Source organism: Chryseobacterium sp. WG14 (assembly GCF_024586945.1).
Taxonomy (GTDB): domain Bacteria; phylum Bacteroidota; class Bacteroidia; order Flavobacteriales; family Weeksellaceae; genus Chryseobacterium.
Window position 1 is genome coordinate 127,323 of record NZ_JALCZD010000002.1, and the last position, 11,211, is coordinate 138,533.

The following is an 11,211-nucleotide window of genomic DNA, read 5'->3' on the forward strand; positions in this document are numbered from 1 at the left end:
AAAATAATTATATATTTTTGTGGAATAATTCTAAATAAAAATAATGTTATGAAGTTACAATTACTCTTAGGAACTTTAGTGTTTACAGCAGCTACAGCGAATGCACAGCTAGCCACTATCAACGAAAACTTCGATACCTTTGTTGCGGGTCCGGCAGGTCCTGCTGCGGCATGGCCACAAAAAAACTGGAACAGAGTTCAGAATGATACGACTGGTCCATGGGTATATGCAGCCGGCACAACTAATAAAACGGTTCAGTATTATAGCTTCAGCTCATCCAATACCGCAGGTTACCTTATCTCTCCTCAAATTGTGGCTCCTGATGGCACAAAAACGGTTTCATTTACAGCTGCAATTACTTCGGGATCTGCATCGGGAGCTACCGGAACCATAGAAGTTGGTTTGGTAAACAGTACTTCTGATATGACATCATTTACTCCGATAGCCAGTGTAATCAACCTGAACCCAACGAATACACAATATTCTTTACCAGTACCTGCTTCTTCGAATCAGTATATAGCTTTTAAAATTATCGGAAGTGCCATGCACACGGCTATTCAAATGGATGATGTAGTCTATAATAATGCAACCCTTGCGGTGACGGAAAACACGAAATCTAATGAAGAAATCAGATTTGCAGTTAATACCAATAATACAGCATTGGAGTTTGTGGCAAAGAAAGATCCTAAAAACATACAGATCTATTCTGCCTCAGGTCAAAAAGCAGCTGAAGGAAAATTAGACAGACAAAGTTTTGATATCAGTACGCTTCACACTGGGGTATATTACACTATCATTGAAACAGCTGAGGGAAAAACCATCAAATCAAAATTCATAAAAAAATAAGGTTTATTAGACTATTACCTTTATAAAGCCGGTGGGAACTATTCCTTCCGGCTTTTTTATACCATAACTTCACTTCAATCAGAAATTAAAGGAAAACAAGACATAAATCATGTTTTTATTTAGACTGATTAAAAATAATATATATACTTTTGTGGAATAATTCTAAATAATGATTTAAAAATAAAGTATGAAAACAAAACTATTATTGGCTTCAGTATTGGCTTTTTCTGTTCACCAGACTGTTTTAGCACAAACTGATGCATTGGGATACTCTCAGGTAAATATGACGATGGGAAATCAATACCAAAACAGGGTATTTTTTAATCTTGCAGATGCTAATATGGATTCCCAGCCAGCCAACACGTGGGATATTGCATTTTATAGAAACTCAGCCTTCGCTTTCGGCTCAAGAATTAATGATGCTCTTGACATTGAAGTATATGCCGCATCAACAAATCTGGCTGACTGGGATAATATTAACCTGAATAATGAATCTTCCTGGGGAGAACCTCTTTATAACCCGGATCAGACCAATGATATCAGCCAGGGAGCTTTTGAACAGGGACCCGTGACACCACCAACTCCTAATCAGATATCAACAGGCTGGGGTCTGTACAATGGTATCACTCACCATATCGATGGAAAAGCAATTTTTGTTTTAAAATATCCTACAGGGGCTTATATCAAATTTGCCATTGTAGATGCTTATAACGGCTATACTTTTAAATATTCAAAATGGGATGGAAGTGCCTGGGGACCTACCGAAACAAGAACGCTGGCTAATGGAACGGATGACGCTTTTTTCAATTATTTTTCATTTAACACCGGTGCTAAAGTTCCCAATATGGAACCCTCCAGAAGCGCCTGGGACTTAATGTTTACCAAATATTATACGTTCTATATGGGGGTACAGATGTATCCTCTTTCCGGACCTATTCAGAGCCCAAACATCAAAGTGGCTATGGTACAGCCGGAAGATCAGGCTACTTCAGCCTATACGATCCCTGCCAGTACAAGCTTTTCTTCCAATATTACAACAATTGGCCACTCATGGAAGGGTATCAGCACCGTGAAAAATGATGTGGTATATTACATTAAAAAAGGAAGTGACTACTACAGAATGTATTTTGTAACCAATGGGGGTGCAACTACCGGAAATATGTATTTCAAATACAAAAAAATTACAGCGACCCTGGGAATAACGGAAGTAGGTAAAAAAGCTTCTTTCGGGATTTATCCGAACCCTACTTCAGCTGACAAGAAAGTTACGGTTCTCTTTGATGTCAAAGAAAGAGCAGGTAACAAAGGAAGCGTAGAGGTTTACGACCTTACCGGGAAACAGGTTTACTCATCAGAATTGACTAACCAGGCAGGTTTCTATAAACAGGATATTAACTTATCTCACCTTACTTCAGGAAATTACCTTGTAAAAATAACTTACGGTGGTAGTACTGAAACAAAAAAACTTATCGTGAAATAATTTATTTTAATACTTTCTATTTTTTCTAATAAAAGGGCGGTTTCAGAATATTGAAACCGCCTTTTATTTTATTAATAGATCTTAAATCCTTTGTATACTTCTGCTGAGCTTTCCATCATTCTGGAAGTGTCCCTGCGAAAGTCTAGCAGGTGATCCTGCCCTATATGCCTGTTATGATGATCAACACTTTCCCAAAGCTCTATCAGGAAGAAAGTTCCTTTGTTGTCTTTATCTTCAACAAGATCATACTGCAGACAGCCCTCTTCTTTTCTTGTTTCTTTTACAAGTTTCTGAAACAGCTCTACAGCATCCATCAGGTAATTTTCATTAAACTTAAAAAGTGCAATGATATGTAAATTCATTTTTAATTATTTAGTGATGTAAAAGTAAAATATTTTCAAAATCAAATACACTTTTGAACCTTTTATTTTTCAATATCAGGTCATAAATCTTAACTGAATACTGATTTATAAATAGTTATAGAACTCATGACAATCACCAGCAGACCTATAACTATGAACATTTTTTTCACAGGAAGCTTTGCGGTAAGCATTGCTGAAAAGGGAGCTGTAATAATTCCTCCAATTAAAAGTCCTAAAATAATGTTCCAGTGCTGGATTCCGAGGGTAAGGAAAAAAGTAATCGCTGCCGTTATCGTCAGTATAAATTTGGCAACCGTAGAGCTCCCTACGGCAAATCTTGGAGTGAAAGAATTTTTAATTAATGTTCCTGTTACCAGCGGGCCCCATCCTCCTCCTGCAAAGGAGTCTATAAAACCTCCGATCACTCCAAGTCTTGTCAGATTAGTCTTTTTTTTAAGTGCTTTATTCTGTTTTCCTTTAAAGGCGTTTGATAGGATCTGCAACCCAAGATAAAGAGTATAAAAGGCAATAAGCGTTTTAGTAATCTTAGCATAATATTCTCCAAGATAGGTTAAACTTACTGCTCCAATGACTGCTCCAATAACAGCTGGAATGGCTAATTTTTTCACCAAAGTCTTACTTACATTCCTGAGTTTAATATGACTTATACTCCCTGCGGCTGTAGTAAAACTTTCTGCAGAATGTATACTGGCACTTACAATATGGGGCGGTATCCCCAGAAACATAAGAGTAGTTGTACAGATAACTCCGTACCCCATTCCCATTGAGCCGGCTACAACTTCAGCAAAAACTCCCACCAGAAGCATCCAATAAAAAATGTAATGGTCTTTAGCCAGAATGGTTAAAAGTTCATCAAGATACCCCCATTCATACATTAAAGAAACACCAATACATAATGCTGCAAGGGTTACAAAAAGTATATTGAGTCTGATCTGAATTTTTCTTGAAATCACCATAGTATAAAATCTTTATCACTTCAACAGCATCTACCCTATTTCTAAGGTTTTAAAAATATTAAAATCCAATGGTGCAAGCTGTTCCAGCAGGTCTGCATCTTCTTTTGAAATCATAGGCTATTCATTTGAAGTTATGCAAATATCTAATAAAAATATTATCCTACCAAATAAGTAGACTAACAATTCAAAAAAAAGGACCGGGTTAGTCGACCAGATCCATTAAAGTTTTTTTCTCAAGAATATTCAGTGAAGCATCCCGCACTTCAATCAGTACATCATGGAGGCCGCAGTGATCTTCATTGCAGTCCTCGCATTTTTCATAGAAGTTCAGGCTTACACAGGGAAGCATAGCAATAGGGCCATTAACCAGACGTATAATCTTGGCCAATTTTACATTTTCCGGATTTTCTTTCAAAAAGTAGCCTCCTCCTTTGCCTTTTTTACTGTCCAGGATATCTGCTTTTTTTAATTCAAGCAGGATATTTTCTAAAAACTTTAAGGGTATCCTCTTGTGTTCCGCAATTTCGGAAATAAGAATAGGACCTTCATTTCTTTTTTCTACAAGAAATGAAAGCGCTTTAAACGCATATTGAGATTTTTTTGAAAGCATTACAGCAAAAATACAAAAATTGTTTAATATAGATAATCACAAATAGAAAGACTCATCACCAGGTCTGCAAATCTGTAGTATGACCCTATTTTGTCTTTCTGCCTTAAATCATTAAATTTGTGTTTATGTTCAGTAAACAAGAAGCACAACAATTAAAGAAGGAATTTTGGACTGCTTTCGGGAAGTCTTTTCCCAGAAAATGGATCTTATATGATACTAAGGTAAAAGATCTCTCATTCAAATTTTCTGCAGACAATAAAAAAGCGGAAGTTTCTCTAGATATCGAAATGAAGGATGAAATCTTCAGAAATGCATATTTTGAAAAAATCTGGTCTTTGGAAGATATTCTTAAAGATTTTATAGGCGATTTTCAAAAAGAGGAATATTTTACACTGGAAAACGGTAAGGTAATAAGCCGTATATGGGTTGATTTACAAGGAGTTTCAATTTTTAATAAAAATAAATGGCAGGAAATTTTTGAATTTTTTGTTAATAAAATGGATGGATTTGAAAGATTTTACTTTGAATATGAGGATTTTATAAAGGATATTTGAAATACTTACGAAATAAATACTATTTTAAGCCTACCGTTAAAATAAAAAAAGAAACTTATCTTTGCTTCACACCCGCTTAAACTAATAATGAAACTAATTAACGTGCTAAAAAATGAGAAAAGTGTACAAAAACATTTTTGGAGAAGTTATTTCCAAAAGTAATGCTGTGAAGCAAGATGAATATCATCTCTATTATTACGAGAAAGATTCAGACGTCTTGAAAGAAATTGAGTTTATTAGTGAAGACAGTATCTATAACATCAATTATTTCATAAGTGAAGACGAGAATGAAAACCAGGTATTCGATTACCTGAAGGAAAAATCCGACTTTTTTGATGTTGAGAAAAAGGATGCTGTGGATGGTTTCATTATTTCTACCAACAAGCTCTATTCATTATCAGTAGATGATCAGCCTTTAATTTCAAGAACGGTTTTCAATAATGATGATCCTGAAAATTTCATCTGTTCTCAGGTTATCAATAATGAAACCCAGGAGCCGGAACTTGAAAAGACTGTAAAATGCTGGTATACTACTGATGAAAATGGGGAAAAGTATGCAGCTATTGAATGCAGCTACCAGGAAGACGGAAAACTGGAACTTGCAGTAGATAAAACTTCTGACCCTGAAAATGAACAGAACTGGGAACATTTTGATTATGATACTTTCCAGGATCTGCAGGCGAAATTTGATACGGATATCAGCTATTACAAAACAGCTGATTTACTTCCTCAGGAAGCATTTCAAAAATAGTAGTCTATCCATGATCAATCAAGACCATATGGAAAATAACTACTCAACTATTTTGGCGGAACGGAAACAGCCGAAATAAAACATGATTAATACTGTAAAAAACAAAAGAAGCTTTCGGGCTTCTTTTTTTATGATACTCTACTGAGACAGCCTGCTAAAAACAAAAAAGAGAAGCTGATGAGCTTCTCTTTTTATTTTCTATCCAAATTTCTTCTTCCTCAGCCAGAAGAATAATCCTCCGATAAGGCCAATAATAATCAGTGGAAGCAATAAATTCAGCCACTGCCAATTGGTTTTTTCATCAGTAATTCTATGTCTGTCCAGAAGTCTTTCTTCAATATTTCTGTTTCTAAGTTCCATCAGGTTGCTGTCATCCAGCAGGTAATCTAAAGCATTTCTCAGGAACTGTTCATTTCCGAACTGTTCATTAGTCAATAGATCTACCCCCAACGGAAGAGGTTTTCCTTTGATCACTTTATTTCTTCCAACGTCTCCGTCAGCAATAACGATCATTTTATTTTCAGGGCTGGCCGCTTTGAAGCCAGGATAGCCTTTTCTTTCAATTCTTGAAGCATAGGCAGAGTTAAACTTCCCTTCCAGTGCTACAGCAAAAATCTTTGGTGTGCTTGGCTTTTCCATTTGCCCAAGACTGTCTACGCTGGCAATCTCCTTCAGATCCACATAATTAGGAACCTGTTTCAGCAATGTTCTTTCACTGGATTCAAAAAGGACCTTTGTTTTAATATTTTTTCTGCCTCCCAACGTATCTATGGAAGTGGGGAATTCAAATTTTACAGGATTGATATTTTTAGTAATCGGATTGTTATTTTCAGCAATTCCCAGCGGATAATATGGCCAAGGCAGGCTTGTATACTGAGGGTTTCCACTCACCTCTCCTGTTACTAGTCTTAATAGGGCAAACTTCTTCACATCCTTTACCAGGGCCGGATTAATTCTTACCCCATAATTGAAAAAGAAATCTGTCATATTGATATCAACCGGGAAAGGCATTACTTTTTTAGATCTTGTCAACGTATCCATTTCAGCATTTACCGCATCAATCATCCAAAGTGTTTTCCCACCATTCATGATGTATTGGTCAAGGATAACTTTTTCATTATCTGTAAAAGCTTTGCGTGGTTTTGCAATCACCAGGGCGCACATCTGCTTCAGCAGGGGAATATCTTCCAAGGTAAGCTCTGTCTGGTTTTTGGGAATGATAGGGCCTGCATCATAGTTTTCCATGGCTAACTGAACGAATCCCTGAAATTCATCAGGATTCAGCTCATCATGATTCACCAGGATACCGACTTTCTTTCTCCTGGCTGTGGCAATATTTTTAATATTGGAAACAAGGCTGTATTCCAATCCTTCAATAGATCTTGTAAGCTGCTGATCCGCATCAATACCTGCCTGCTGTACGACCAGAGGGATAGAAACCCCATTTTTATCGTATTTTATCACCGCATAAGGGAAAAGCGTGATCTGTGAAATTTTCCCGTCTTTAACATCGGGAAGAATGGAAGGCTGCATTCCCATTGCCATCAGGGTATCCTGAGACATTTTTGTTTTAATGGGATCGATAAACTTAAAGTCAATCTTTGGATTGATCTTTCTGAATTCTTCCAGCATAAATTTCGTTTCTCCCTGAAGCTGCTTGAAGCTTGCCGGAAAATCACCTTCCAGATACACTTCAACTGTTAACGGCTTCTTCACAGATTCCAGTACTTTAATGGTATTGTCGGAAAGGGTATATCTTTTTTCTTTTGTTAAGTCTAGCCTGATTCCTGAATAGGCAAGGATTACAACCAAAGGAACGATCACGATTAAGAAAATTCCCAATGGAGATTTAGCATTGAACTTCTTCATAATTTTACTTCTTCTTGTTAATAAAATGATTGGACAATACTAATGAAGCACCAATAACCAGTATAAAATAGGCAATATCTTTAGCATCAATAAGACCCCTGGTGAAACCTAAGAAATGCTGATAAAAGCCTATATTTTGAAGGATAAAATCTGCTCCTCCCAATAATTTATAACTCGCCAGCTGCTCAATTCCAAAATACATAATAAAACACATGAAAACCCCTAAGAGGTAGGCCATAATCTGGTTCTGTGAAAGCGAAGAAGCTAAAATACCGACACCTGAAAATGCGGCAATCAGAATAATCAATCCGATATAACTTCCGAAGGTCATGCCAAGGTCAATATTTCCTTCCGGAACTCCTAAGACATACACCGTATAAAGGTAGATCAGTGATGGAATAAGGCATAAAACCCCAACAATCCATACAGAAAGGAATTTCCCGGCTACCATGTCGGAAACTTTTAAGGGTTGTGAAAAAAGCCAGTTCAGTGTTCCTGTTTGTTGCTCTTCCGCAAAAGTCTTCATGGAAAGTGCCGGAATGATAAACATCAGCAGCCAAGGAACCAATACAAAATAGCTCTGTAAGGATGCCATCCCGATCTCAAAAATATTAGAATCGTTGTCGAAAAAGAACAGAAAAAGAGTGGCTATCAGACTGAATGCAGCAATAATAATCCATGCGCTCCAGTTTCCAAAGTAACTCCAAAGTTCTTTCTTTAAAATTGCAATCATAGTTTTTTTGTAAAATGTAAAAAGTAGTAATGGATTAACGCATACATCCTACTCCACAATTATTTGTTTTTTTTATTCTTATTAACGAGTTTAACAGTCATCATGATCAGAAATACAAGAACGAAAAATCCTGCAATTAATTGCCACCAATAGTCAATTACCATAGATTTTAAAATAACGGTAAATACAACCAGAAACAGAATAAATGTAGCAATCTCATTCGCCTGTCTTAGTTTAATATTAGGAATTTCCAAAGTATTTCCACTTAGCGCTTTTAGCTGAAGCACCTTCTTCCAGCACCAGAAATGGTAAGCTGCCAGACCGATAAGGAAGGTCAGTTTTAAATGAAACCATGGCATTTTCATAAGCCCGGGATTCAAAAAGATCATCACCAGTCCGCATACTGCCATAATAACACCGGCAGGAACGGTAATAATATTCCACAGCCTTCTGGCCATGAAGGTATACTGCTCTCTGAGAATTTTCTTTTTTTCTTCCGGAAATTCATCAGTATCTTTATAGTAAACGAAAATTCTTACGAGATAAAAAATTCCCGCAAAATAGCTTACCATAAAAATAATATGCAGCGCTTTGATTATTGTATAAAGCATTCAGAAAAATTAAAAGCAAAGATAAGCTTATTATATAATTGTTAAAAATAATTTTCTTTTGATCAGGAAAATATAATCAAAATAGATTTATATAAAAAATAGTTCGGCTCGGGGCAGCAAAGCTGCCCGAGCCGAACATTATATTTTCTTTACTCTGATCCAATCCAATATTAAGAGATCACTCCCAGTTCTTTTCCTACTTTTTCAAAAGCAACAATTGCTTTATCAAGGTGCTCTCTCGTATGGGCTGCAGATAGCTGAACTCTTATTCTGGCTTTTCCTTTCGGTACTACCGGATAGAAGAATCCAATCACATAAATCCCCTCATCCATTAGCTTTTCAGCCATTTTTTGAGCAAGTGGAGCGTCATAAAGCATTACCGGAACAATAGCAGCATCGCCATCAGGAATATCAAAGCCTTTTGCTTTCATTTCCGTTCTGAAATAGTCTGCATTTTCCATTACTTTATCACGAAGTGAAGTATCATCAGAAATCATATCCAGTACTTTCAAAGCTGCTCCCACAATTCCTGGCGCTAGTGAGTTCGAGAATAAATAGGGACGAGAACGCTGTCTCAGCATATCAATGATTTCTTTTTTACCGGAAGTAAATCCTCCTAAGGCACCTCCAAGGGCTTTTCCTAATGTAGAGGTAATAATATCTACCCTACCCATTACTTCGTTAGCTTCATGAGTTCCACGGCCTGTTTTTCCGATAAATCCTGTAGCGTGAGAATCGTCAACCATTACCAAAGCATTATACTTATCTGCAAGGTCACAAACTCCTTTTAAGTCTGCCACAATACCGTCCATTGAGAAAACTCCGTCTGTTACGATGATTTTGAAACGGTGATTTTTCTCAGAAGCAGCAATCAGCTGAGCTTCAAGATCTGCCATATCATTGTTTTTGTAACGGTATCTCGCTGCTTTACAAAGACGGACTCCGTCGATAATAGAAGCATGGTTCAGTTCATCAGAAATAATAGCATCCTCTTCGGTAAACAATGGTTCAAAAACACCACCATTAGCATCAAAAGCAGCAGCATAAAGGATGGTATCTTCAAGACCTAAGAAATCTGCAATTTTTTTCTCCAATTCTTTGTGAATATCCTGGGTACCACAGATAAAACGTACAGACGACATTCCATAGCCATGAGATTCAATCATATCCTGTGAAGCTTTCATCACTTGCGGATCGTTGGATAGTCCCAAATAATTATTTGCACAGAAGTTTAAAAGCTTTTTTCCATTAGCTTCTATTTCCGCACTCTGCTGAGAAGTGATGATTCTTTCTTTTTTGTAAAGTCCGTCATTCTCAATATTCTGAAGTTCATTCTGTAGATGTTGAAGGTATTTTTCAGAGATCATTTTTAGTAATTTTTTAGATGTGCTAATTTACTAAAAAGGCCGTAAAATAAAACCTTTTATAAATTTTATTCTAAAAATCTGAGGTAAAAAACAGTTTTAACAGCATTAGTCTACTAATTTACTAGGATAATATTTATATTTGTTTAAAATTTAGAGAATATGAGATTGATCCCGGTAGAAAAAACAAAGAAAATAAGTTCAAGAATCTTTATCAATAAGTATATGAAGCCGCGGATTCCCATTATTCTTGATGATTTCGCAGATCCCAAAAGCCCGGCTTTTAAAAAATGGAACTATGATTATTTTAAGGAAATAGCAGGTAACAATAAGGTGAATATCTATGGAAGTGAGCTTGATTCTATAGATCGGGTAGCAAGCAGCCCTATCGGACAGACTACTTTTTCAGAATACCTGAATCTTATAGAATCCCAGCCAACGGACCACCGTCTTTTTCTATTTAATTTAATGACCGTTAAACCCGAGCTTAAAGAAGATATTATGTATAATGATGTCACCGGAGGCAAGATATTAAAATGGCTGCCTTTTATGTTTTTTGGAGGCGAAGGCTCTGTGACCAGAAACCATATTGATATAGATATGTCTCATGTTTTCATTACACAATTCCAGGGAATCAAGAGAATTTGGCTTTTCCCCTGGGAACAGTCTGACTTTATGTATAAGCTGCCATATAATTTCCATAGCCTGGCCAATATTAAAGATCCGGATTACAGAAAATACCCTGCACTGCTCTATTTAAATGGTTATGAAGCTGTTTTACATCCCGGAGAGACCCTGTATATCCCATCCGGATGGTGGCATTATATACAATATGATACTGAAGGCTATTCCGTTTCAATAAGAGCACTTCCTTCCAGTCTTCCTGAAAAATGGCGAGGCTTTAAAAACTTAGTTGTGACAAGGAATTTTGATAATATCATGCGTACTCTCTTTAACGAAAAATGGTTTACCTACAAAGTAAAAATTGCGAAGGCAAGAGGAGCAAAAGCAGCCAGAAAACAGAGAAGCTTTCAAATCTGAAAGCTTCTCTGTT

The 11,211-nt window shown here is 36.5% G+C and carries 12 protein-coding genes; 5 read left to right on the forward strand and 7 right to left on the reverse strand.

Features of this window, described 5'->3' with window-relative positions:
• Positions 1–48 precede the first annotated feature (48 nt).
• Both MP478_RS03775 and MP478_RS03780 read left to right on the forward strand, forming a co-directional pair.
• Positions 49–846, forward strand: a complete 798-nt coding sequence (locus tag MP478_RS03775; RefSeq protein ID WP_257199633.1) for a T9SS type A sorting domain-containing protein — start codon at positions 49–51, stop codon at positions 844–846.
• Between the two features lie 187 nt (positions 847–1,033).
• Positions 1,034–2,326, forward strand: coding sequence for a T9SS type A sorting domain-containing protein (locus MP478_RS03780; RefSeq protein ID WP_257199634.1), 1,293 nt, complete (start codon positions 1,034–1,036; stop codon positions 2,324–2,326).
• 71 nt (positions 2,327–2,397) lie between these two features.
• On the opposite strand, the gene MP478_RS03785 is transcribed toward MP478_RS03780, so the two are convergent.
• The 3 genes from MP478_RS03785 to MP478_RS03795 form a co-directional block, all read right to left on the reverse strand.
• Positions 2,398–2,688, reverse strand: coding sequence for a putative quinol monooxygenase (locus MP478_RS03785; protein ID WP_047485551.1), 291 nt, complete (start codon positions 2,686–2,688; stop codon positions 2,398–2,400).
• An 89-nt stretch (positions 2,689–2,777) separates the two neighbouring features.
• Positions 2,778–3,665, reverse strand: coding sequence for a sulfite exporter TauE/SafE family protein (locus MP478_RS03790; protein ID WP_257199635.1), 888 nt, complete (start codon positions 3,663–3,665; stop codon positions 2,778–2,780).
• A gap of 202 nt (positions 3,666–3,867) precedes the next feature.
• Positions 3,868–4,275, reverse strand: coding sequence for an Rrf2 family transcriptional regulator (locus MP478_RS03795; RefSeq protein WP_047485555.1), 408 nt, complete (start codon positions 4,273–4,275; stop codon positions 3,868–3,870).
• Positions 4,276–4,400: 125 nt separating this feature from the next.
• Between MP478_RS03795 and MP478_RS03800 the strand changes: the two genes are divergently transcribed.
• Together MP478_RS03800 and MP478_RS03805 are read left to right on the forward strand one after the other, a co-directional pair.
• Positions 4,401–4,829, forward strand: a complete 429-nt coding sequence (locus tag MP478_RS03800) for a DUF4268 domain-containing protein (protein ID WP_257190572.1) — start codon at positions 4,401–4,403, stop codon at positions 4,827–4,829.
• Positions 4,830–4,941: 112 nt separating this feature from the next.
• Positions 4,942–5,580, forward strand: coding sequence for a hypothetical protein (locus tag MP478_RS03805; RefSeq protein ID WP_257199636.1), 639 nt, complete (start codon positions 4,942–4,944; stop codon positions 5,578–5,580).
• 198 nt (positions 5,581–5,778) lie between these two features.
• Here the strand turns inward: MP478_RS03805 and gldG are convergent, their stop codons facing one another.
• The 4 genes from gldG to kbl form a co-directional block, all read right to left on the reverse strand.
• Positions 5,779–7,449: a gliding motility-associated ABC transporter substrate-binding protein GldG gene (gene gldG, locus MP478_RS03810; RefSeq protein WP_257199637.1), complete on the reverse strand. Its 1,671-nt coding sequence runs from the start codon at positions 7,447–7,449 to the stop codon at positions 5,779–5,781.
• Between the two features lie 4 nt (positions 7,450–7,453).
• Positions 7,454–8,182, reverse strand: coding sequence for an ABC transporter permease (locus MP478_RS03815; protein WP_257199638.1), 729 nt, complete (start codon positions 8,180–8,182; stop codon positions 7,454–7,456).
• 59 nt (positions 8,183–8,241) lie between these two features.
• Positions 8,242–8,793 (reverse strand): CopD family protein, encoded by a 552-nt coding sequence (locus tag MP478_RS03820; protein WP_230034402.1) that lies wholly within the window; start codon positions 8,791–8,793, stop codon positions 8,242–8,244.
• Positions 8,794–8,963: 170 nt separating this feature from the next.
• Positions 8,964–10,160: a glycine C-acetyltransferase gene (kbl, locus tag MP478_RS03825; protein ID WP_230034400.1), complete on the reverse strand. Its 1,197-nt coding sequence runs from the start codon at positions 10,158–10,160 to the stop codon at positions 8,964–8,966.
• A gap of 159 nt (positions 10,161–10,319) precedes the next feature.
• Between kbl and MP478_RS03830 the strand changes: the two genes are divergently transcribed.
• Positions 10,320–11,198, forward strand: coding sequence for a cupin-like domain-containing protein (locus MP478_RS03830; RefSeq protein WP_257199639.1), 879 nt, complete (start codon positions 10,320–10,322; stop codon positions 11,196–11,198).
• Positions 11,199–11,211: the final 13 nt, after the last annotated feature.

Bases quoted from the DNA above. Each gene is read 5' to 3' on its own strand.
- MP478_RS03775 (WP_257199633.1), top strand. From the start codon at position 49: ATGAAGTTACAATTACTCTTAGGAACTTTAGTGTTTACAGCAGCTACA.
- MP478_RS03780 (WP_257199634.1), top strand. From the start codon at position 1,034: ATGAAAACAAAACTATTATTGGCTTCAGTATTGGCTTTTTCTGTTCAC.
- MP478_RS03785 (WP_047485551.1), bottom strand. From the start codon at position 2,688: ATGAATTTACATATCATTGCACTTTTTAAGTTTAATGAAAATTACCTG.
- MP478_RS03790 (WP_257199635.1), bottom strand. From the start codon at position 3,665: ATGGTGATTTCAAGAAAAATTCAGATCAGACTCAATATACTTTTTGTA.
- MP478_RS03795 (WP_047485555.1), bottom strand. From the start codon at position 4,275: ATGCTTTCAAAAAAATCTCAATATGCGTTTAAAGCGCTTTCATTTCTT.
- MP478_RS03800 (WP_257190572.1), top strand. From the start codon at position 4,401: ATGTTCAGTAAACAAGAAGCACAACAATTAAAGAAGGAATTTTGGACT.
- MP478_RS03805 (WP_257199636.1), top strand. From the start codon at position 4,942: ATGAGAAAAGTGTACAAAAACATTTTTGGAGAAGTTATTTCCAAAAGT.
- gldG (WP_257199637.1), bottom strand. From the start codon at position 7,449: ATGAAGAAGTTCAATGCTAAATCTCCATTGGGAATTTTCTTAATCGTG.
- MP478_RS03815 (WP_257199638.1), bottom strand. From the start codon at position 8,182: ATGATTGCAATTTTAAAGAAAGAACTTTGGAGTTACTTTGGAAACTGG.
- MP478_RS03820 (WP_230034402.1), bottom strand. From the start codon at position 8,793: ATGCTTTATACAATAATCAAAGCGCTGCATATTATTTTTATGGTAAGC.
- kbl (WP_230034400.1), bottom strand. From the start codon at position 10,160: ATGATCTCTGAAAAATACCTTCAACATCTACAGAATGAACTTCAGAAT.
- MP478_RS03830 (WP_257199639.1), top strand. From the start codon at position 10,320: ATGAGATTGATCCCGGTAGAAAAAACAAAGAAAATAAGTTCAAGAATC.